The organism is Wansuia hejianensis (assembly GCF_014337215.1).
GTDB lineage: Bacteria > Bacillota > Clostridia > Lachnospirales > Lachnospiraceae > Scatomonas > Scatomonas hejianensis.
Genome location: NZ_CP060635.1, coordinates 2,912,729 through 2,935,995, shown reverse-complemented (window position 1 = coordinate 2,935,995; position 23,267 = coordinate 2,912,729). Strand labels below are relative to the sequence as shown.

Annotated in this window: 20 protein-coding genes; 19 read left to right on the top strand and 1 reads right to left on the bottom strand. The window is 46.9% G+C overall.

Annotated features, from left to right (window positions below):
* From H9Q79_RS13525 to H9Q79_RS13495, 7 genes are all read left to right on the top strand, one after another.
* The gene (locus H9Q79_RS13525; protein ID WP_249328514.1) at window positions 1-1,260 is read left to right on the top strand and encodes a type II secretion system F family protein; all 1,260 of its coding nucleotides are present in this window, start codon (window positions 1-3) and stop codon (window positions 1,258-1,260) included.
* Window positions 1,261-1,471: 211 nt separating this feature from the next.
* Window positions 1,472-2,002, top strand: a complete 531-nt coding sequence (locus H9Q79_RS13520; RefSeq protein WP_118644378.1) for a sigma factor-like helix-turn-helix DNA-binding protein — start codon at window positions 1,472-1,474, stop codon at window positions 2,000-2,002.
* Window positions 2,003-2,041: 39 nt separating this feature from the next.
* Complete coding sequence (locus H9Q79_RS13515; protein ID WP_118644380.1) at window positions 2,042-2,827, top strand: ParA family protein; 786 nt, start codon at window positions 2,042-2,044, stop codon at window positions 2,825-2,827.
* Between the two features lie 20 nt (window positions 2,828-2,847).
* Entirely contained in the window at window positions 2,848-3,906 is a 1,059-nt protein-coding gene (locus H9Q79_RS13510) for a ParB/RepB/Spo0J family partition protein (RefSeq protein ID WP_118644382.1), read from the top strand.
* A 171-nt stretch (window positions 3,907-4,077) separates the two neighbouring features.
* On the top strand, window positions 4,078-4,257 hold the full coding sequence (locus tag H9Q79_RS13505) for a hypothetical protein (RefSeq protein ID WP_118644384.1): 180 nt from the start codon (window positions 4,078-4,080) through the stop codon (window positions 4,255-4,257).
* A 24-nt stretch (window positions 4,258-4,281) separates the two neighbouring features.
* Entirely contained in the window at window positions 4,282-5,292 is a 1,011-nt protein-coding gene (locus H9Q79_RS13500; protein WP_118644386.1) for a replication initiator protein A, read from the top strand.
* A 53-nt stretch (window positions 5,293-5,345) separates the two neighbouring features.
* Window positions 5,346-9,839 carry a VaFE repeat-containing surface-anchored protein gene (locus H9Q79_RS13495; RefSeq protein ID WP_249328512.1) on the top strand — a complete coding sequence of 1,498 codons (4,494 nt, stop codon included), beginning with the start codon at window positions 5,346-5,348 and terminating at the stop codon, window positions 9,837-9,839.
* 193 nt (window positions 9,840-10,032) lie between these two features.
* Here the strand turns inward: H9Q79_RS13495 and H9Q79_RS13490 are convergent, their stop codons facing one another.
* Entirely contained in the window at window positions 10,033-11,250 is a 1,218-nt protein-coding gene (locus H9Q79_RS13490) for an IS110 family RNA-guided transposase (RefSeq protein WP_118648864.1), read from the bottom strand.
* 414 nt (window positions 11,251-11,664) lie between these two features.
* Between H9Q79_RS13490 and H9Q79_RS13485 the strand changes: the two genes are divergently transcribed.
* The 12 genes from H9Q79_RS13485 (at window position 11,665) to H9Q79_RS13430 (ending at window position 22,295) form a co-directional block, all read left to right on the top strand.
* Window positions 11,665-13,200 carry a JAB domain-containing protein gene (locus H9Q79_RS13485; RefSeq protein ID WP_249328511.1) on the top strand — a complete coding sequence of 512 codons (1,536 nt, stop codon included), beginning with the start codon at window positions 11,665-11,667 and terminating at the stop codon, window positions 13,198-13,200.
* A gap of 347 nt (window positions 13,201-13,547) precedes the next feature.
* Window positions 13,548-13,688: a hypothetical protein gene (locus tag H9Q79_RS13480; protein WP_249328510.1), complete on the top strand. Its 141-nt coding sequence runs from the start codon at window positions 13,548-13,550 to the stop codon at window positions 13,686-13,688.
* Window positions 13,689-13,774: 86 nt separating this feature from the next.
* On the top strand, window positions 13,775-14,278 hold the full coding sequence (locus H9Q79_RS13475; RefSeq protein ID WP_249328509.1) for a hypothetical protein: 504 nt from the start codon (window positions 13,775-13,777) through the stop codon (window positions 14,276-14,278).
* Entirely contained in the window at window positions 14,275-14,472 is a 198-nt protein-coding gene (locus tag H9Q79_RS13470) for a hypothetical protein (protein WP_118648694.1), read from the top strand. Before H9Q79_RS13475 ends, H9Q79_RS13470 begins: the two co-directional genes overlap by 4 nt.
* Window positions 14,469-14,810 carry a hypothetical protein gene (locus H9Q79_RS13465; RefSeq protein ID WP_249328508.1) on the top strand — a complete coding sequence of 114 codons (342 nt, stop codon included), beginning with the start codon at window positions 14,469-14,471 and terminating at the stop codon, window positions 14,808-14,810. The genes H9Q79_RS13470 and H9Q79_RS13465 overlap by 4 nt, the downstream gene beginning before the upstream one ends.
* A gap of 21 nt (window positions 14,811-14,831) precedes the next feature.
* Complete coding sequence (locus H9Q79_RS13460; RefSeq protein WP_118648698.1) at window positions 14,832-15,695, top strand: TrbL/VirB6 family protein; 864 nt, start codon at window positions 14,832-14,834, stop codon at window positions 15,693-15,695.
* A 13-nt stretch (window positions 15,696-15,708) separates the two neighbouring features.
* Window positions 15,709-16,098 (top strand): PrgI family protein, encoded by a 390-nt coding sequence (locus tag H9Q79_RS13455; protein ID WP_249328507.1) that lies wholly within the window; start codon window positions 15,709-15,711, stop codon window positions 16,096-16,098.
* Window positions 16,073-18,697: a VirB4-like conjugal transfer ATPase, CD1110 family gene (locus H9Q79_RS13450; RefSeq protein ID WP_118648702.1), complete on the top strand. Its 2,625-nt coding sequence runs from the start codon at window positions 16,073-16,075 to the stop codon at window positions 18,695-18,697. The genes H9Q79_RS13455 and H9Q79_RS13450 overlap by 26 nt, the downstream gene beginning before the upstream one ends.
* Window positions 18,694-20,499, top strand: a complete 1,806-nt coding sequence (locus H9Q79_RS13445; RefSeq protein ID WP_118648704.1) for a phage tail tip lysozyme — start codon at window positions 18,694-18,696, stop codon at window positions 20,497-20,499. The genes H9Q79_RS13450 and H9Q79_RS13445 overlap by 4 nt, the downstream gene beginning before the upstream one ends.
* Before the next feature lie 171 nt (window positions 20,500-20,670).
* Window positions 20,671-21,231 carry a hypothetical protein gene (locus H9Q79_RS13440; protein ID WP_147371524.1) on the top strand — a complete coding sequence of 187 codons (561 nt, stop codon included), beginning with the start codon at window positions 20,671-20,673 and terminating at the stop codon, window positions 21,229-21,231.
* Window positions 21,232-21,447: 216 nt separating this feature from the next.
* On the top strand, window positions 21,448-22,080 hold the full coding sequence (locus tag H9Q79_RS13435) for a hypothetical protein (RefSeq protein ID WP_249328506.1): 633 nt from the start codon (window positions 21,448-21,450) through the stop codon (window positions 22,078-22,080).
* Window positions 22,081-22,094: 14 nt separating this feature from the next.
* Entirely contained in the window at window positions 22,095-22,295 is a 201-nt protein-coding gene (locus H9Q79_RS13430) for a hypothetical protein (RefSeq protein WP_118648215.1), read from the top strand.
* The last annotated feature ends 972 nt before the right edge of the window (window positions 22,296-23,267 follow it).

Here is a 23,267-nt window from a genome sequence, read left to right as displayed (position 1 = left end):
ATGATCCTGTTGCCAATCTGCGGATTCGGAATGATCCTGGTTTTGTTTTGGAAGAAAAAGGTGGAAAAAAGGCTGTTTTTCCTGGTTCTCTGTGGAAATCTGCTGGGACTTGCGCTGACGGTCCAGGAGGGGCTGGCAGGTAAAAGGCAGGAGGTGACAGCACTGGAAAGAGGCGGATATGGGGAAATACCTGAGGAAGTGGAACTGGAGGTGGAAACAGAAGACGGCGAAAGGACGGGAATAACTATTCAGATACCCGGCCGGCAATATAGCGCAGAAGAAGTTCAAAAGCTGCTGTCAGAAAAGCTCATGGAACTGGACCGGTTGATTCTGGGAGAAAACAGGTCCCTGAGCCATATTGAATACGACCTGGATCTTCCCTCATCCTTTTCAGATTCACCGGTTACTGTGGAATGGTCCACAGATCTGCCATCTGTTCTGAACTGGGACGGAACGGTCGGAGAAGCCGCCGGTTATGCAGGGACAGAGGTCTGTCTGGAAGGTATACTTTCCCTACAGGATCAGACAGAGGATTACCGGAGAACGCTGGTCGTTTACCCTTCACCGGATTCTGACAACCTGAAAGCCAGATTGAAGAAAAAGACAGAGCAGATAAACGAGGGGAATAAAAGCATCAGTTTTGACCTTCCCGCAGAAATAAACGGCCGGAAAATTACCTGGTACCAGAAGCAGGAACAGACAGGGGCGCTTGTGTCAGTTTTGTCCCTTGCTGCGGGAGGGCTGGCCGTCTTCTCAGCAAACAGAAAAAAGGAGCAGGAGCTGCTGAAACATCAGGAAGAAATGCAGAAAGACTATCCGGAACTGGTGAGCAAAATGCAGTTGTTTTTGGGAGCGGGCATCAGCATGAGAAGGGTATTTGAACGGATCACATTGGATTACAGGAAGGAACTGAACCAAAACAGGCGGGCCTGCAGACGCTGGGCCTATGAAGAAGCGGCCCGTACCTGGTATGAGATAGACAGCGGGGTTTCGGAGCAGGAAGCCTATGAACGGTTCGGATTGCGCTGTGGCATTCCTTCCTATAAAGGTTTATCCATACTTCTGATACAGAATCTAAAAAAAGGAGGAAAAGGCTTGCTGCCGCTGCTGGAGCAGGAAGCACAGGCGGCATTTGAAGCCAGGAAGAGACAGGCCAGGGTGGAAGGAGAAAAGGCTGCAGTCAAGCTGCTGCTTCCCATGGGCATGATGCTGTTGGTTGTGTTGATTATCCTTATGGTACCGGCATTCTTATCTTTTTAGTGAACTCGTAATTGCAGCCTATTATGCCGCCGGGCAGCTATTCAACCGGGGTGGGAAAGGAGGTGAGGCACATGAATGACGTCAGAGAATTTTTTGCAGAGGAAGATGCAGTTGGTGTGGTGGAAATCATTTTGATCTTGGTGGTTAGATTTACCTCTTGAAAGTAGCAGATAGAAGCTACTTTTTTTATTGGAAAAAGGGGGATAGTGTGATGCTTCAGAAAGTAGATGAGAGTTATATAGGCGAGGTAATTGGTGATTTTAAGGAAAGAAAAGATAGAATCCAGAAAGATATTCGGGATATGTATAGCATGTTGAGAAATAAAAATCAGCTAAAAATAGACGCTATTGAATCAGCCAGTTATTTATCAGGGATGGATAGCACAATAGAAAAAAAGAGTCGGGATATGGACTCCACGCTTTGGGTTTATCAGAAACTTTTGAAGGAGCAGCAGACCAGTATTTCCTCTTATATCACGCGCCTTGTAAATGAATTGGATACGGTGAATCGGATTATGTTATGTTTTTTTGCCTTAGATAGAAAAGCTAGAGATCTGCTGGAACTTTTTTATAAAACTTATAAAGAAGAAAAAGTAGAAGTTCGTCTACATATGATTGCGGTCCGACTCGGGGTTTCTGAATCAACTGTAAAACGGAGAAAGAAGGAGGCGATACAAGAAATAAAAAATCTGTATGATAGCAGCACTGCTTCAGAAGATTTAGCACATTTCTACAGAAGATGAAAAACCAGATGGGACTGGCAAAAAGAAAGGATAGAAATTATGAAGAAAATTACTGTGTGGAACCGCAAAGGTGGCGTAGGGAAAACGACAATATGTATCAATCTTGCGTATGAACTGTATAAGAAAGGGAAGAAGGTTCTCTGCTTGGATCTTGATGGGCAGGCAAATTTAACCTCATTTTTTGAAGCGGATATAAAAGGCGTTTCAAAACCGGATCTTGCACGGATTCTGGATGCGAACAGCAATTTTTTACATATTCCTAGTGAAGACAGAGAAATAGGAAATGGAATTTACCAATCCAGATATTCGGGGATCCATTTCATTCAAGGTGCGAGGGAATCCGAACAAATTAACGGGACACCGCTGAGTCTTTTGGATGATTTATTGGAACAAACGGCACAAAAGTATGATTTTTGTGTTTTAGATTGCCATCCGGATTTTTCGGGCCTTTCGAGAAGTGCAGTTTATACTGCTGATCTGGTATTGGTGCCGATCCTTCTGGATGGGTTTTCACGCGATAATCTGAATCTTGTGGCGGAAGACATTTTACGAATTGAGGAGATCGCAGGGTACGAGATTCCGTTTGCTGCTGTTGCAAATCGGGTTATGAACCGAAAAAGTCAGAGACAAATTTATGAGGACATTACTTACCGGCATGACTATCCCGTTTTGCAGACTTGTATCCGAGATTATGCAGTTGTTGGAAACGCGCTGCTCTTAAAGAAACCGATCTCAGAACACAGAAAATCATCGCCGCCAGCCTTGGATTTTCAAGATCTGACGTTTGAACTCCTTCAAAAAATGCAGAAGAAAGGGGTGGCATAAATGGCGAATTTTGAAACGGTATTCAAAAAAAAACGGAGAATATAGCGGATTTTCGGCAGGGTAAACTGTTTCGAATCCATTACAGCAAACTGATACAATCCAGTTTTCAGTATCGGGAAATTGCGGCTGCAGCTGTTGAAAAGTTAGCTGATCTTCTCGAAGCGGACGGAGAAGTATTACAGCCTCTGTTAGTAAGGAAAAAGGGTGCAGACAGTTACGAAATCCTTGCTGGGCATAAACGTTTTTTGGCTTGCCGGTTGTTGGTTGAAGAACGAGGCGAGGAAAAGTTCGCTATGATTCCTTGCTGCATCCGGGCGATGAATGACATAAAGGCAGAGTTTTCCGTATATTCCACGAATGGGTATGAGAATAAATCACCCTACGAAAAGATGAAAGAAATTGAAGGAATGGCCCGTTTGATGAAAGAACATCCGGAAGCATTTGCGGAAGGTAAGGGGCGTTTGGTGGAACGTTTGGCGAAGCAGCTTCAAATGTCGCGGTCGGTTGTATCTGATTACCAAAATATTTCCCATAACTTAAGTGCTGCAGGAAAAGAGGCATTTCGGGTCGGTGTGCTTGACAAAAGCGCAGCCGTTACTTTGGCGGTATTGCCGGAGGAAAAGCAGGAAGAAATACTATCGAAGGGGATTACAACGCGCCAGAAGATTCGGGAATATATAAAGCCAAAGTTCCAGACGAATGAAAAAGAAGAAAAATGTGAGACTCAAACTGCACCTGGAATTGAAAATCCTGAGGTAAGCTCAGCCTGTCCGGAGCGTTTGAGCAACTCGAGCCATATTGGAAAAATAACCTTTCAGGAAACAGATGCCGGAGATAGGAAAGAGAATGAATTTTCTGGGATGACTATGAAGTCTGCATCAGTTCCAGAAAGATTGAACCGGGAGGCTTCGGAACAAGAGTGTACGGTAAAGGCGGTAAGGAGAATTTTTCCGGAGGAAAGCCCGTTGCAGGAATGTACGGGAAAATGTCCTTACTGCGGAATGGACGTCTATTATCCAAGTGATCTTCATTACTGTGGAATTTGCGGGAATGCGCTTCATTGGAATTGGGACGTGTAAAAGAGAAAAGTTGCCCTGGGAATTCGTTCTTCGGATTGCCATGCCGTCAAAAGCGCAGGGCAATTCGGCCCCGTTTTTTAATCCTTTCTTTAGGGGTCGATGCTACTAATACGTATCCCGCCCATCTCCCAAACGGGCGGGATACCCTGAAATCGATAAAGGAGAGAAAAAATGACGGATAGTTTGTATATTGAGCAGTTGTTAGAAGAATTGGAAGGGAAAGGTCTGGTAATTCGAGATGGAAAGACGACAGATGGTTGGGAACGGATTTATCTTTTAAATCCCGTTACCTTGCCGGTATCAGAGAGACGACGGCAGGCACAGATACGGCGGGAGGCTAAAATTTTATAGTTTGTTACAAATGAGGTGGAAGGAATGGGAAAGAGGTTAGCGCTGGATTATTTTTACGGAGATCAGGCGGAACAGTTTGTGTTTTATCGGATTCCGAAAGCATTGTTTACAGATCCGTATTACAAAGACATCAGTAGCGACGCCAAAATTCTATATGGACTTTTGTTGGATCGTATGTCTCTGTCGATTAAAAATCATTGGGTCGATGATAAAAACCGCGTGTATGTTATTTTTGCGATTGAAGAAGTAATGGAAATGATGGGCTGTGGAAATCAAAAAGCGGTGAAGATTCTTGCGGAATTGGACGGGGAGAAGGGAATCGGATTGATTGAGAAAAAGAGGCAGGGGCTGGGGCGGCCAAACTTAATCTATATCAAAAATTTCCTTACGGGAATGGCCTTGGATGAAAAAGAAAAGGAAGAAGAACCGATTCAGAAGTGTGAAAATCACATCTCTGGAAATGTGATGGAAATAGAGCAACAGGAATGGCCGATGGATCAGAAGTGTGAAAACCACATTCCTGGAACTGTGAAAAAGGAATATCAGGAAGTGTGTTTTTCACGGGGAAATAAGAAGAAAAGGAAAGAAACAAATCAGAATGAGATTTTGTCTATCCATCAATCATCTGCAAGGGAGCCACCTGCGATATCGAGAGTTTCTGTCACGCCGGAGCAGGAATATCAAGCATATGAAACAATGATCAGAAGCAGCATTCAGTATCAAGCACTGATTCTGGATCATCCGCAGGAAAAGGAGCAGATTGATGAGATTGTGGCCCTTTTGACGGAAACTTGCTGTTCGAAGAAAGATCAAATCCGGATTGGCAGTGAGGAGAGGCCAGCCGGAGTAGTGCGTTCGAAACTATTGCATTTAACACCAGAGCATATCCGTTATGTGATGGAGTGCCTACGGCAGAATACCACGAAAATCTGGAATATCCGGCAATATCTTCTGACGGTGCTGTACCATGCGTCGGAAACGATCCGGCACTATTATGCGGCGCGGGTGAACCATGATTTGTATGGACAGAAATAACAGGGGCTTTCCCGATGATATAGATGAATTTTAGAAAACAGGAGGAACAGACAATGAAAAGGATCAGGAAAAGGTTTGCTGGGTTTTTGGCCTTGGTGCTGGCATGTTCGGTACTATCCCCAGGCAATCTGGTTCTTGCAGAGGAACCAGAAGCTCCAGAAACCTGCCAGATTACAGTGAAAGAATCAGAACACGGAACAATCCTGTTGAATAAAGAAGCTGTTTCTGTGCTAGAGATTGTACCGGGAGAGCTGGTTGAAGTGACAGGGGAGCCGGAAGAAGGATATCAACTGGCAGGCGTTGCTGCAGAATGTTCAGATGGAGAGATAGTGGCAATGGAACAGTCGGATGTTGGATATATTTTCCGGATGCCGGCACAGAATGTGACAGTATCTGCATCTTTTGAACCTGTGGTGGAACAGAACAAAAATGTGCCGACAGTCGGCACGGCAGAAGCCCCCCTTGAGCAAGAGACGGAAGAGCTGAAAGCGGCAGAAACCGAAGCTAGCAAAGCGAAGCTAACAAATGTGGAAACGGGCCAATCGGTGGAAGTGGCAGGAAATCAGCAGGAGGAAACAGTCAACCTGTACCGGTATCTGACTTTTTATGATACTGCCAGCGGAGACGTCAATGCTACGGTGGGGTTTCATGTGTTGGATCTAACGGGGGTAATTCGTGGAGAATATATAGAAGCCGTTGTAAATGACCATCTGGAATGGTTGAATTTGGAGGAGACAGACGGATATCCACGTGTGATCCTCAATTATGCCATGAATCAGGGAAAACAAACGGATATAACGGAAGAGTGTATGTATGACGCCCAGACAGGAGTGATTCGAATACCGGCTTCTTATCGGGGTGAATTCCTGACGGTAAAGAGCGTCCTGTGCGATTATTCCATGGCTTACCAGATGCTTGTGCCGGAAGAATACCGAGTAAATAAAAATCTTCCGATGCCAATGCTCACCTTTGAAGATGGGCCTACCGATGAAACAGATTGGGCCGTATATGGTGTGGTAGATGGCTCCTGTAATGATACGCTGGCAAATGGAGATATTAGTGGCTATGAAGTAGGGGATAGGATTCCTGTTATCAGCGCTCTGACGCAGACGGTCGCACGAAACACTTCGGATATGGAAGGAACATTGGATCTCTACGATGAGTTGGGAATGTCCGCTTACCGGACCGGCTTTGGTTGGACCGGATTTGCGGTGAGCCTAGACTGTGGCCAGGGAAATCCTTTTACGAATATCGGCAGTCCCGGAACCGGCAGCACGGTGCGGACATTTCCGGGCGTTGGGGCGGTGGCGCTGAACAGCCGGAATTGGATGTATGCCCGCTGTGTGACCGATGATGCCGACAATTTTTCCGGAAACGGCAGGTTTACCGGAGGCCATATCAAGGTCATCGGAAAAGCTGCGGATGGGACGCTGACCTGCTGGCTGTATCTGGAGCGTACAGGCCCATCCGGACAGGCCGCCCAGAATATTGGCATGGTATTTAAAGTACATCCGTCGAATGGCAGCCTGGAAATCCAGAAATCTTCCGCTATCCCGGAGATTACGAATGGGAATCCCTGCTACAGTCTGGAAGGCGCGGAATATACGGTTTACCAGTCCGGTACCAGTACAGCAGTTGGGAAAATTACGACGAATGCTTCCGGGTACGGGAAACTGGATAATCTGCCGGCCGGTACCTATGACATTGTAGAAACAAAAGCGCCATCGGGCTACCTTTTGGATACGACGCGCCATACGGTTACGGTAAATGGTAGTGCTACAGTCACTTATTCCTGTGCGGATGTGCCGGGGAATGACCCGGTTACCATTTTGATTTTGAAACGGGATGCAGAGACAGGGCAGGCACGTCCGCAGGTGCGGCTTGCCGGGGCGGAATATACGGTAAAATATTATCCGGTCAATGCCTCAACTGATCCGGCGGCAAACGGAGAAGAGCCGATGTATACCTGGATACTCCAGACTGATGAAACAGGTGCAGCCCTGCTAGAGGAGGCACACAAAGTAGGCGGGGATGCGTTTGTTACCAATCCGGACTCCGGTCTGGCAGTGCTTCCGGTCGGAACGCTTACCATCCAGGAGACCAAAGCGCCGGCTGGCTATCTGATCAATGATACGGTATATGTTGCAAATACAGTTATACGGGAAGGGACTTCTGTTGTTACAACGAATCTTCCCAATACGGAGGAAACTCCTGCTTCCGAGCAAGTGATCCGGGGAGATCTGGAATTTACAAAGGTGGATGCAGATGATGAAAGTCCCATGGCAGGTATCCCCTTTTCTATTACGTCTGAAACAACCGGAGAAATTCATGTAATTTTGACCGATAAAAATGGCCATGCTTCTACGTCAGCGGAGTGGAATCCCCATACGCAGTTTACAAATCGTGGGGAAACAGCAGAGGATGGTGTGTGGTTTGGTGGTGGAGAACCGGATAACGCTTTAGGTGCGCTTCCCTATGATACTTATGATATTGAAGAACTACCATGTGAAGCAAATGCAGGGAAAGATCTGTTGTCATTTTCCGTTACTGTCAGTAGGAACAATCACACGATTTCTCTAGGGCGGCTTTCCAATTTTACCATTGGTATCCGCACGGAGGCCAGAGATGAGAAAACCGGTACGAAAACCGTGGCAGCTGAGGATGATGCCTCCATTATAGATACCTTCTATTATGAAAATCTGACGGTACGTCGCACCTATACCCTGCGGGGCGTTTTAATGGATGCGGAAACCGGAGAAGAACTACAGGTGGAGGGTTCGCCCGTTACTGCAGAAACATCGTTTGCCCCAACCACCCGGAATGGACAGGTTGAATTACGATTTTCTCTGGATGCTTCTTCTTTGGAAGGGCGAACGATAGTTGTATACATAGAACTGTATTGGAAAGAAATCAAGCTGGCGGAGCATAAAGATCTGGCGGACGAGGCGGAAACGGTTCGCGTGCCGACGGTCGGTACAACTGCTCTGGATCGGGATACAGACTCTCATGTCGGCAGCATCTCGCAGCGGGCAGTGCTTGTGGATACCGTGTTTTATACGGGCTTGACGGCGGGAAAAGAATATACCTTATCCGGTACGCTGATGGTACAGACAACTGGGGAACCCTTGCTTTCAGAGGGTAAACCAGTAACGGCAGAGAAGACCTTTGTACCGGAAAAGCCAGATGGAACGGTAGAGTTATCATTTATTTTTGATAGCCGTGCCGTTGCTGGAGATACCATTGTGGCTTTTGAAGAAGTGTCCTATCAGGGCATTCCGGTGGCGGCGCACACGGATTTGGAGGATCAGGAACAGTCTGTTGCTTATCCTGACCTGCAGACAGAGGCCATTTGCAAGGAAACCGGAAACCAGCAAGTAGCTGTCGGGGAGAAAAGCCAGATTCTGGATCAGGTATCCTTGAAAAATCTGTTGCCTGGAGAGAGCTATACCCTCCGTGGGAAACTGGTCGATGTAGAAACAGGAAAGATTCTGACAGTAGGTGAAGAGGAAGCAGTGGCAGAGCATTCCTTTACAGCAGAACGGGCGGAAGAGATACAGGAGATGATGTTTTCTTTAGATACCACTGCAATTCGGGGAAAAACACTGGTGGTATATGAATATCTGCTGTATCAGGATGTGATAGTGGCGAGTCATGCGGATCGGTTCGATGAAAATCAGACTGTGTATGTACCGGAATTGCAGACAACAGCGCTGGATCAGGAGACGAATTCCCATACCGGCGCAGTAAAAGATCAGGCAGTGATCACGGATGTGGTAAATTATAAAAATCTCATACCGGGAAGGGAATATACCGTCAGTGGAAAATTGATGGTAAAAGAGACCGGAGAGGCACTTCTACAGGAAGGGGAACCGGTAACGGCGGAGACAACTTTCACGCCGGAGGAACCGGCGGGGAGTGTCACACTGACTTATTCGGTGGACAGTTCACTGCTTTCTGGGCAGACAGTTGTTGTATTTGAGGATCTGATACAGGATGGCATCACGCTGCTTTCCCATGCGGACCTGGAAGATGAAGAACAGAGTATCTATTATCCAATCATCCGCACAGAGGCAAGGGTTTCCGGGAGCCATACGGCTGTACCTGCAGGAAATACGGAATTGGTCGATACGGTATCTTATAAAAATCTGATCGCCGGATGCGATTACACCATCCAGGGAACTTTGATGAATATGGATACTGGAGAAGCACTTCTAGTACACGGAAAAGAAGTGACAGCTTCTCGGACCTTCACAGCAGAGGAGCCAGACGGAACGGTTGAAGTATCGTTTACTTTTGATGCATCTGGCCTTGCAGGAAAAACGGTTGTCGTATATGAACGGATGTATCATAACAATGTATTCGTAGCTGGACATGAAGAGTTGGAAGATGAAGCGCAGGCTGTATATTTTGAAGTACCGCCACAGAAACCGGATGATCATCCGCAGACGGGTGATCCCTTTGAAATAAGTGGTATTTTAACCGGAATTGCTCTGGCCATAAGTGGAAGCTGCTTCTTCATGAATCAGAGACGGAAATTACGTAAGTAAAGAAAAAGACCTGGAGAGAGGATTCTCTCCAGGCCCACGCAATAAGGGAGGATCATTTATGCGTAAGAAAAGTCTGCAAATAAAAAGTCAAGCAGAAATTTGAGAACTTTGAAAAATTTATACAGGTTGAATTAAAAGTACAAAAACCAGACCACCGCAGGACGTTGGTCTGACAAAGATATGAAAGCTGGGCTTAGTTTTCTCCCGTTTCGGGCAGTGATGCGAAGTATTCCCGTACCCGTCCGTAATAAATACGGAGAAACTTGTTTGCGCCGGCAGTCATGTAGACGTAGTAAGGCTTGCCCTGAGCACGTTTTTTATCCATAAAGACGTAAACGGGGTCGTCAATGGGCGAACGCTTGATTAGCCCGTCCATGATCTGAAAGAGCGTCCTTCGCAAATGGGGAGAACCTTTCTTTGAGGTACGCACGCTCTTCTGGACGTGTTTGCCGGAATCGTTCTTTCCGGGATCGACGCCCGCAAAGGCTGTTAGGGCTTCCCGGTGCGTGAAACGCGTCACGTCCCCGATCTCAGCCATAAGCTGCGGACCAAGGGTAGAGCCGACGCCGTTCATTGCCATGACAACGGGATATTCCGGTAGAGCAGAAGCGGTTTCGTCCATCTTTATCCGAAGGTTTTCCACGGTTTCGGAAGCGGTGTTTAGCATGGCGACAGCCTGCCGGATGAGCATTTTCGTGTTGTCATCTTTCGGGAACACGGCAATGAGGTCGCAGGAAGCCTCGTAGACTTTCTCCGCTTTCTCCGCACTGAAATTGTAACCCTTGTGCTTGCACCATTTCCGATAGTGCTCCGTAAAGGCGGAAAGGGATTTTCCCCGGACACAGTCCACATGCCAGTAGGTGTAAACAAAATCCACCCATTTCTGGCTGCCGTCGCTGCGGGCGGGACTGTCAAAGAGGTCGTTCGCGCCCGGGTAAGACTGGTCGAGCAGTGCAATGAGGTTGTTCTTCATGGCAGTTTTCTGTGCCATAAAGAAGCTGAACTGCCGGTTCATTGTTTTGAGTTGGTTGCGTGTTTTATCCATGCTTCCATATTGCTTCAGTTTTGCCCATCGGTCAAGAGTATATCGTGCGATTTTTTTGGAATCCGCCTTGTCCGTCTTGGGAGAGCGGAGGGAATCATCAGCGAAATCCCTGATGAGGACAGGATTTACGGCACTGACAAAGATGCCGGCGTCGGAAAGCCAGGCGGCAAGCGGCTCGTAGTATCTGCCCGTGTGTTCCATGCAGGCTTTTGTCTCGCCGTCAAGGCTTTGGATTTGTTTGATTAATTCATTGATGGCGGACTTGGTGTGTGGGATGTCGCGGGGCGGCATGAGGACCACATCGCCTGGTCTGCGGATCGTAACGGTGCTTTTGCCTTTGGAAACATCAATACCAACAGCGTTCATAATGGATACTCCTTTGTAAATGGATTAGCAATGGTCAATACCAGTTTTCCCATTGCCTATTCAATCTACTGGGTGTTTCACACGAACGTCTCATGGTTCAACCTGCGTAAAACGAATGCTGCGAATGAGGGGGCTGGTTGGCTGACTTTTCTACGGACGTAAAGTCCTGAAAGGAAGGAGGCCAGACCTATTGCCATACTCATTCTAACAGCTTAAGCAACAAGATGGATAATTCCTTACTGGCTGTAAGGGGTATTAACCATAAATATATTGTAGTAGAAAGGAAGAGAATCCAGAGACTTTGGGAGAGTCTCTGGGTTCCCTTCCTTTTTGTTTTGTGCCGACGGTCGGCACAAAATATGAAATGAGATAAAGAAGATATATAAGTTGTAGAATTATAGGAGAATGAGGTTTATGCCAGAGAAGAAGGGTTTAGAACTGGTACATACGGAACTGAAACGTGATACTTGGCTCTTTCCAAATATTTCAATTCATACGCCACAGGAAGCGGTAAAAGCGATTGCCGATCTGTTAGAAAATATGGATCGGGAAATGGTCGTCGTTTTGCATACGACAACGAAAGGACGGGTTATCAGTGCAGCTATCTGTTCGGTCGGAACAATGAATGAAGCATTAGTAGATCCTGCAGGTATTTTTCGTACTGCCTTGTTGGCCGGTGCAAACAACATTTTTCTATTTCATAACCATCCGTCTGGGGATTGTATTCCTTCCAACATGGATGTGCTTATCACAAAACGGGTAGCTTCAGCTGGGGATCTAATGGGCATTGCACTACTTGATCATCTGATTATTGGGGAAGGAGGTCGGTATTTTTCTTTCGAGGAGGAGGCGCCGCAGTATCTTGCGCCAGTATCCGAAAAGCATAGAATGAACGACGGAGATAGCGTGCAGGACGACATTTTGGCGAAAGTGGAAAGGGCGTGGGAAAGACGAGAACGGCTACGGCGGGAAACGGTAGAAGAATTGCTTTCCTTAATAAAAGATGGGGATACCTTTTATGATCCAGGCTGGAGCCGTGAGGCCATGGCCCCCCGGAATCCGGTTACAGGGACCGTTTATAAGGGGAGCAACCGGTTGATTCTTATGCTGGCAGCGAAAAAGTATGCATATCGGGATCCGCGTTGGATGACATATAAAAATCTGTCTGGGCTTGGATACCATGTGAAAAAAGGAGAACATCCGAAAATTTTAGAAAAATGGACATTCGCAGAACAGAGAAAACTGTTGGATCAGAACGGAATGCCTGTCCTGGATCCGAGAGGCAGACAGATATATGAGGAAGTCCCATTGGAAAAACCGTTGTATCGCACGTTTCAAGTGTACAACGGGGAGCAGATTGAAGGATTGCCGCCTTATCAGAAACTTTCGGAAAAGCCGGGTGAATTAGAAAAGAAAGTAGATGCGCTGATAGAGAGTTCTGAATGCACGATTCTGGAAACTGCACAGGAAGAAGCCTTTTATCAGAGAGGATGTGATACCATTTATTTGCCTTTGCGTTCGGCATTTCATGGGCTAGAGGCTTTTGCGTCCACTGCAGCCCATGAGATGATCCACAGTACAGGACATCCGAGTCGCCTGAACAGAGCATTTGGAAAATGGCCAGCTTTTGGTTCACCGGATGATTTGTACTGTATGGAAGAACTGCGGGCGGAGCTGGGCTCCCTTTTTCTTATGAATGATTTGGAAATTCCCCTGAAGCCCAGAGAAAAGAGAAGTTCTGCTGCTTATATGGATCAATATATACGAGGATTACGTGAGCATCCTAACGTTCTCTTCCGGGTGGCAGCAGATGCCGGTCGTGCGGCGGATTATCTGCTGGAGAGGTTTGAGAAAATTATGAAGTTGGAGAAGAAGGAAGATTTACTTCCGGAGCCTCAGGTACGCCATAGAAAGGAAATGTATCCGGCGAAAAAAGGTCGGATTTTATAGTTTTGCAAGAAGGAAAAGCATGATAGAGGAGTGCTTTTGTGTGCCGGGAAAATAGACGGCCATGAATGGATGGAGCTACTTTTGTTGTAAGTAGGAGACGGGCAGGGTTGTGAATCTATAAAATTCTGTTTTCCGGTCAGGTTGTCAGTTGCTTTGTAAAAAGAAATGATCAGAAGATTGACCTGAAATGAGCGGAAACTTTAATTGTTCTGATTATATTCCCATGCTAAAATATGGAGGAATAAAAAGGAAGGAAGAAAATCAGACGGCTTTGGGAGAGCCTTCTGGTTTCCTTCCTGTTTTTTTATGTGCCGACGGTCGGCACAGTGGGAGGATTTATGGGGCATATGAAGAATCAAGAGAGGTGCGAAAAAGCATCGCTGAAGGAATATATTCACCAACTGAAGGAAGGAGAGATTCTGTTAATTCAGCGGGAAAAAGATTCGGATGAGAAAGTGTGGCTCAGTTATAAGAAGGAAAACGGATAGCCATGGTAGTTTTGTGTGAACAGCAAAAGCATGTCTGCGGCGCTCCATGGAGCTGGAATTGGCTGAATAAAAAAGGAACGGATACTATGAAAGATCGAAGAAACCGGAAAGCTGGGAAAGGACGATCTGGGCCTATAGATGAAACAAACAGGGCATCGGACGGTCCTGCGATTTGTTATTTACAAGAACATATGCGGTTGCTTCAAGTGAGGGAAGAGGAAGCCTTACAGCAACGCGAAATGCTAGAAAAAATGCAGAAGAGCCTGCGGGATTGGGCAGGACTGCTTGTTCGGCGTGAGGAAGAGTTACAGACATTGCAAGAGGATATAGCAAACAGCCGGGAAGCTATCCGTGAGCTGCAAAAGCAAGCAGCCTATACGCCAGGAGAAGTCCAGCGGTTAAAGGAACAAGTGAAGGGCCAGCAAGAAGAAATTCGGACCCTTGCGGAGTCCAGACGGGTGTTATTGCGTCTGTTATACGAACGGGAGCCAGAAAACAAAGAGTCTGATGAGGAAGGGAATGAAGCTATGGAACATGAAAGACATCAGTTACGCCAGGTAAGAGTGGAAAGAACAGGAGGGGGATCATGAGAAAGGGAATCCGTCCATTGGCGATTATACTTCTGATTATTGCTGTGATAGCTGCATTTGTACTGGCTTTTTTCGTGAAGGGAATACTGCCGGGTGAACTAAAGCGGTGGTCGGATCTGATTTTCTGGGGCATTGTAATTATCATAGGCGGGGGCGGAGCGCTTCTGGCCGGTCGGCTGTGCGGGAGGAGATGACAGATTTGGGATGGCTGAAAAATCCGAAGTTAAAAAAAGGGGTTGTGGGCAGTTATATGGTCAGCCTTATGTTTGCGATACGCTTGGTAACTGCGTCGGCTAGTGCCGCTTCCGGGGCAGAAGTCATTCAGCAAGGGTTTGACGGGCTATTAAGTATCGTGACGGCACTGATTTCTTCGATTGGAACGATTATCTTGCTCTGGGGGCTATTTGAATGGGGGTTATCCTTGCAGGGACAAGACGGTTTTACACAATCAACAGCTTTCAAAAGGATTGGTGGCGGGATTGTAATGATTCTGGCTCCGCAGCTTTTGAATATCTTTTTGATACAGCCCTGACAGAAAGGCGGTGGAGCGAACATGCCGGATTGGGCAAGCGAATTCCTAACGGGCGGCTTTGGGCAAGGGCTGATGGTGCCTTGGAACTGGTGCATGATGGTGGCGTATCAGCTGATGGGATACCAGTTTGACTTCAAGGAAAGTTATATGGAACAGTTTATGGGGAACCTTTCCAACTTTTTTGGAGGAACGCCGCTTTTTTCCATACAGGATATTTATGAGTGGTTTTTGTCGGCGGGGCTGGTGTTATTGAACTTGTTCTGTCTGATCGGCTTCTGTCGGCAAGCGTCTAGGTTGCGAGAGAATGTAACAACGGAAATGTGGATCGAGCTGTTTATAAAGGCAATTATGGGAAATGCCTTAATGCTGTTTGGTCTGCCGATCCTGCAGTCCCTCCTTGGAGTAGCATCGACGACCTCTACGATCTTTTTGGACAAGTCAGAAGTCCAGATTGTGCCGGACAATATCGATATTGGGGCGGTTCTGGCCTATATCCTGATCGGCATCCTTTTTGTACTGGCATCCATTGTATGTGGTATTATGATCGTCATTACTGTTTTAAGCCGGATCATAAATATTTATATTTTGGCCTGTGTTATGCCGATTGCAGGCGCAACCTTGGCAGGCGGAGGAGAGCTGGAGCGCACGGCGTGGGCCTGGCTCAAGACGTTCCTTAGCTATTGCTTCGAAATCGTGATTATCGCATTGGTGTTCCGGTTAGGAGGATATTTCAATGCAATTTTACAGGATTGGGCAATCGGAGCAGAAAATGGGTGGTTTGATGGATTCTTGTCCGTGATTGCGTCAGCGGTTTATATGGTTTTTCTAACAATATCTGTAAAGAATGCAGGAGGGCTGCTTCGGAAGGCGTTTGATCTTAGATAGGAGGCGACACGATTTGAAGATACGGGTGAATAAAGACTTTCTCCGGGAGTATAAAGACGATGCCTGGAAAGGCTTTTCAGGAAAAGAAGTCATGACGCTTCTTCTGGCGGCAGGGACTGCCATAGCGCTTGTTTTTCTTTTGCATATGGGACTTGGGATTGCCCCGGCTGTTGCCGTGTATCTCTCCGTGCCGGCGGCCTCCCCTATCGTACTGCTTGGGTTTTACCGGTATCAGGGTTATTTATCTCCCATCCGGTTGCTGCGGGAGATCTATTATACATATAAAGCGAAGGAATTGCCCTATGCGGCTGAAGAAACCAGAAATAAAGTACATCTGTTTCAGATGCAGAAAACGGAGGGGAAAGGAGGAAGGAAACATGGCGGTACTGCATGCAATCCGTAATTTCCAAAAAAGTGCGAGGCTGACACAGCCTCTTTTTCGTATTCCGAAATGTGTCCGCCAGGCGTTCCAGATTTACAGGATTTATGCGGACGGAATCTTCCAACTTGAAGATCGAAAGGGAAAAGAGAAAGATCTTTACGACCGGGCCTATTTATTTGCGGATATGAATTATATTAATAAAAACGATGAGGAAAAGCGGGAAGTTCTGATGGCGCTGATGCAGTTCTTAAATGCGATGAACGCGGATTTTAAAATAACCGCCATGAATGTATCCCGCAATACGGAACAATATCTGGATGGCTTGTACCGGGAACAGAACCGGGAGGCATATCCAGAAGTATCGAAAGGAATGCGAGAGTGGCGGGAGGAATTGGAACAGCGCGGCAGCATGGGAGATGTAAACCGGCTTTTGTATTTGACAGTAACGGTACGGGCTCTCCGGTATACGGATGCAAAAACGTATTTTTCTTCTCTGGAAATCCAGTTGGCAAGGCTGTTTCAGGCATTTGATAGCCGTATCTTTCCGCTTCAGGCGGGGGAGCGATTGGCAGCTCTTGGTGCTTTTTTCCGTGGGCAGGAACAGATAGAGGATGATAGCAGGGGATTGGGAAAATTACCTGCGATTTTGCCGGTGTCTTTGGATGCGGATAAAGACTACCTGGATATGGGATGCATGTATGCATCCGTGCTTACGGCTAGGGAATATACAAGCAGTTTGCGGGAGGATCGGGTTTTTCAATGCCTTTCTACGCTTCCCTATCCGTCTATCTGTACGATTGATGTAGCCCCTACGGGCCAGGCGGCCTTGAAAGATATGCTGGCAGCAGCGCATATCAATCAGGAGAGGACAATTGCTACAGAGATCGATACAAAACGGAAACGGGGCCTTGCAGCACTTGGTACCTCCTATGCAAAGGAAAAACAGAGGGAAGAACTGGAGGCATATCAGGATCAGGTGGAGGAGAATAACGAATCCGGTTTTTTGGCAGGACTTCTGGTTGTTGTGACGGCGCAGTCAGAAGAGGAGCTGCGGCAGCGGATCGAAGGGGTTCAGGCAGTAAGTCGAGAAAATGGTGTGAAACTGGAGTTATATCACTGGGTACAAATAAAAGCACTGAATACAGCTTTGCCAATCGGCTGCCGGTTGGTGGACAACCTCCGGGCGTTCCTGACTTCTTCCTTTGTTGCGTTGCAGCCCTTCTACGCGCAGGAACTTCAGGAAGCCGGAGGTGTGTTATACGGATTAAATCGCACCACGGGAAATCTGGTTATCGGAAACCGGAAACGACTTTACAGTCCACATGGCATTGTGATTGGGCATACCGGATCCGGCAAATCTTTTTTCCTGAAAAGCACTGAAATTAGTCAAGTATTGCTGGGAACGGATGATGACCTGATCTGCATTGATCCGCAGAATGAACTGCAGGAGATCTGCAGGGAGTTTGGCGGGCAGTTCCTGTCGTTGGAGGCGCAGGGGGAGTGCCATATCAACCCGCTTGAAATTCCGGAGCAGATTTTTGATTCCGGGGATGAACTTCGGAAAAATCAGTTTATCGCAGACCAGTGTGCCTGGGCATCCGCATTTTGTGAATCTATCATGAAGAACATGGTATATACCCAGGAACACCGGGTATTGGTAAACCGGTGTGTGAGGAACCTTTATCAGCGTGCGTTTGCACAAAAGAAGCGGAAGTGGCAGCCTACGCTTGTAGATCTCCGGCAGGAAATAGAAGATGCCATGGGGCGGGCGACAGAACCTTCCGAAGCATCCATCCTGCGCCGTATTTACAACTCTCTGGAAGAGCAGGTGGGCGGCTCCAGTGATCTGTTTTCGCATCAATCGAATGTAACTTTTCAAAATCGCCTGCTCGTGTTCGGCTTGAAGAAAGTAGATCCGGAAGATTGGCTTCCGGTTATGACTACGGTCATGCATTTTTTAACCAACCGAATGACATACAACCAGCAGCATGATACGGCCACCCGAATGATCGTAGATGAAACGCAAGTAATATGCGCCCAGAAGAGTTCGGCGGATATTCTTCTAAAAGCAGTCACCACTTATCGAAAATTTGGCGGTATCTGTACGTTGGTTTTCCAGAACCTTTCCCGCGTGTTAGAGAATCCGGAGCTTCGGGACATGCTGTCAAATTGTGGCTATAAATGTATTTTCGATCAGGGCGGCGTAGACGCAGCGGCATTGCGGGAGATTCAGGAGTTGTCTGATGTGGAATACCAGTCCTTAGCAGAAGCGGTTCCCGGATACTGCCTGATGATTTGGGGTACGAAGACAATTTTGCTGGATGCGCGTATGTCAGGGGATAACTGCCTCTATGAAAAGTTTTCTACAAATTTCCATGAAAAGAAAGAACGAAGACAGGAGGCCGGAGACCCGTTGGCCAGGGAAGGAACCCTGGATGTGGAAATTCTCCGGATTGCTCAGGCGGTACCGGTAGGAAAGGAGGAATTACAGGAACTGCTTCCGTGCACGCCTGGGGAGTTAGATGCAGCTCTTCAGAGGTTGTGTCGGGAAGGGAGGCTGGAGGCTGTACCGTTTGCCGGAAAACTGCAGTACCGTACAGGGAAAGGGGACGGATTATGAAAATTGCGGAGAGGGAGGAAGGGAAAGTTTTCGATTTTGAGCCGCAGCTTAAGCAATCCGGAGATGGAATTATGCTCTCAGAGGATCCCGAATGGATTGAAAAAGGCGGAAAGATAAGCAAGTCCGGCCAGGGGATCCGCGAGATCGAGGCTTTCCTTCCTAAGAGGCTTCGAGCAAAATGGAACCGACTCTCCAGCGGTCGGAAGGAAAGGCTTTTGCGAAAAAGGCGGGTAGGGAAACTATTCTGGGAGGAGAATTCTTTAGAAGCGCCAAAACGAAAATCGCTGGCTGGGGCGCATATGCCAGGGTGCGGAAAAAGAAAAAGTGGAACTAAGAAAGAGTCAGGTAAAGCGACGGAAGATAGAAGCAATGGGAAGAGAATTTCAGATCTAACAGTTTCCGAAAACCGGAGGAGGATACGGGGAATACAAAGGGAAGCCCGGAAGCTGACAGTACAGATGCAGCCGGTGGAGGAAGGCTTATTCCGAACAAACCAGTGGGAGAATTGGGGAGATTCCGCAGAGGAAGAAAGAAGAGACGGTCAGATTGCGGTGGGGCCGATAAAAAAGGCTGCGTTGCTCATAGGAGGATATTTATATTCCTTGATAGCGCCGGTTCTGCTGCTTGCGGCCGGAATTCTTCTTGCGGTGGCCCTGCTTGCCCTTCTGGTTGTTTCTACTTTTACAGTTGTCAGTGCGTCTGTAACGGAAACGGCGCTATCTTTTGCAGCTGGCCATTATACGGGAGCTGTGCCTTATTATAACCAGGGGGATTACCGGGACATACCGTTTAATGATGGGACAATATCTTCCGATGGGTGTGGGATTACGAGTTTCGCCATGGCAGCGTCTGGCCTGACCGGTTCCGTGATTACGCCACCAGATGTGGCGGCGGTTGCCAATACAAATGGGAAGTACAATACGGTCAATACCCACGATGCGATTGGGAATCTGGCAGCATATTACCAGGTCGGGGCGGTGGAAGAGATGGGCGGCCCAAATATGAATTGCTGCGGAGAGGCAGCTTTTGATCGGGAATATCTGATCAGACAGGTGTCTGATTATCATCCGGTCATTTTATCCATGACCGGTGGTAAATATAATCCCAGCGGCGGAGGGCATTATATCTTAATTTACGGGGCTGGTGAACGGGGCGCTTATGTTTATGATCCGGGAAACAGAGGTAATTATGAGGACAGCTTATCCTCTGGCGGGCACGATTGGGATACCATTTTTTCCTGTGCAAAACACATTTGGATTTTTGAGAAAGTCCCGATGAATGTGCAGTTATCTGGTGCTACCGATGCAGAACGATTGTTCCATGCCTTAAAGAAATATGGCGGTTTTTCGGATGCTGCTGCGGCCGGGGTAGTAGGGAATGTTTATCAGGAGACGAACCATGGCGGGGCAGACATAGATATCCATGCGGAGGATGCACACGGTGGGGGAATTGTTGCCTGGACGGATTACACCTATTCGAATGGCAGCAGTATTACCAATTTTACAGAGTTTAAAACTTATGCGGCGGGACAAGGGGATCCCTGGCCTGGAACCAGCCTGGAGACGCAGGTGGAATACTTGCTGTTACAGCTGGAGAGTGGAGATTGGTATTGGAGCAGTACCTATTCCGCGCCTTATGGCCAGGAGTGCAATATGAGTTATGCGGAATTTAAAAATCTGACGGATGTGGATTTAGCAACGCGGACGTTTTGTGCGAAATTTGAACGGCCGGTGTTTGCATATGCAGATATTGAATACCGGATACAGATGGCTTATCAGGTTTATGAAAGTTTTGCAGGATGACGGGAAGGGGGCGTGCCGAACGTCGGCACGAAAATGAAAAAAGAAAAGAAGTTACCGAAAAAGTTTTATTTGACGGTCGCTGCAGGAATTTTGATCACTGCGGCCGTACTCGTCTTAAATAGCTCGGAGCATAAAAGGGAGACAGAAACCAATCAGAATACAGCAGATGCTATGCAGACAGAATCGGAAGAGACGGCCCCCTATAAAGCGTTAGGGATAGAATTGGAGGAAGAGGAATCGAAAAGCCAGGGATCAAAAGTAGTGGCCGGAGGAGAAGAGCTGGATGGATGGCGCTTACCGGAGCCGGATATGGCCACAGGGCCGGGGGCCGTGCTTGATTTCGATGAATATTACTGGGGCGGGAAACGCTATACGGGGATTACGGTTGGGTATCTGACAGATGATATGGAATGGCGGGATTTTGTTGAGCTAGAGAATGCCGAGAGCATGAAAGAAACCATGGGAGCCGACTACGGAGGGGTGGCAATCCTCTTGGAATCTTATCTTGAACAGCATGGTCTGAAGGCAGATATGGCAACAGTGCTGCTGGACCGGTATGCAGGAATCTCTTATGGGCGGGAAGAATACTATATCCAGTTCAATGACAAAGAGGAAACACTGGTCACATTTCTGTATTATCCGCCGCAGGGAGAACATGGAGCTTATCTGGACGTGCTGCCTTGCCAATATACGAGTAATGAACTAGTAAAATTGAGAGATAATGCGTTCTAAGATTCATGAAATGCTGGCGGCTATATGGTGGGAATGGTTCATTTTATCCCATATGTAGCTGCTCATAATCGTTCTCTGTTCCATTAGAGCAAATGTATCAGCGAGGTAGGACGATTCTTGATACAGTATTCTAGGAGTTTGGAAAACGGGTGGGGAACAGGCGAATTCCGTAGCGATTCCCTGGTATATGACAAATAATTTTTGAGGAGGAGAATTGTGGAAATTCAGACTATCACGTTGGAAGAGCTTCGGCGCATGGGGGACAAAGAAGGAATTATCCTACAGGGATGCGGCGGGGACCCTGGTGAATGGGTTAAAGGAATCAATGATCTGCTGACGCAAAGTGGAATCCTTTTGGATGGAACGGCGTTTACCCATGTGAGTGTGTTTCAAAATGAGGATCTTACCTATATGCTGTTTCCGTTCGAGGACGTCGAATTGGATGTTGGAAAACTCGTCATGTGGCGTCAGCAGACATATGATATTTTTGGTGGTATCTGGCTGTCTGATTATATTGATAACCGCCTGGGAGAAAAACCGATGCAGAAAATTTCAGAAAAACCGGATTGCCCTTTGATTGGCCAAGATGGGAATATTTTTAACCTGATCAGTATCGCCTCTCGTACTCTGGAAGCGCACGGGTTGCCCGATCAGGCGAAGGAAATGGCTGACAGGGTATTTTCCTGTGACAGTTATTATAAAGCGCTTTGTATGATCGGGGAGTATGTCAATATTACTTCGGTTGATCAGGAGGCTGAGCAGCCACATCCTGGCCGGCAGAAAATTAAAAATAGTAAGGCTCCGGAAACGAATGCGCCCCAAAAGACATCTAAAAAGCCGAAGCGATAAGGAGAATGGTAAAAATGAAAAATACATACGGAATTTGGGCGGTGAGAAGTGCCGCTTCCATATTCGGCCATGCGGAGGCGTGGTGTAAAGAGGATGGACGTCCTCTGGAATTTGAATCCTTAGAGGCGGCGCAGGCGTATGCTTTGAAAAGAAACCGTGAAGCAACAATGTCCGTTATTAGGTTAAAGAAAAAAGACCGGAACAGAACGTTATAAGGCTTCTGGCGGTGCAACCGGAGATGGAAGCTGGTAGCCCGATAGATCATGTGCCGGAAAATGCGAGGGAAGGAAAATATACTAAGGTATCTGGAAAGCAAATGGTACCGGAGGATGCGAACTAGAACAAGGAACGGCGAGCAGATTGGCCAGGGTATAAGAACCGAGGCGTTCCGCCCGTCGTGCTATAATATTCAAATGATGAATATTAATTTTTCCTAACGTAATATCTTAATACAGAGGAACAGTTAGTAACTAGTTCAGGATTTTTTATAAGTCCTTCCGAAAGGCAGATCTCGTTGACTTTTGTGGAAAATAAATAGTAATAAACTGGCAGATAACCACGTCCCGTACCGAATACCACCTGTTTTTGAAGATGATAATCTGCTTGCCATGGGGATTCGGATGAAAGCTCTCTCTGTAGAAGATAATGGAGACGGTATTAACTTCCACGTATTTTGCTATTGTATAGCCGGGAGTACAAATTGATTATTCTACCGGAAGAAATCAGATAGTAGGTTATTCCTGAACGGATACGACTGGAGAACCCCATATTTTTGACACTCATTCCAAAAAAGTTTCATGATCCGGACTGCTCCAAAGTGGAAATGATAAGTGACAAAAATTAAGAGAGAATTTACAGGTAGTAGAGAAGATTTAATTGCCCGGGGTTTTGAGCCTTGTGGTATATGCAATCCATAATTAGAAAAAAACAGAAAATATTTCGTAATAATTTTCAGGCGCAAAACTACATCTCATTTGAGAACTGGGAGGAGCGCTGTTTTCTTTTTTTTAACGTGTTAGCCTTATGACTCAATATACTTTTGTATAGATGCCAATAATATCTATCCAATGCTATGAGCGAATTGACATATATATTATACCGTGACATTCTACAGCTGGTGATGTATAATAACAACTGTATAAGAGTGGCCTTATATAATCATTTTAGAGAGATACGCAAAAGTATTT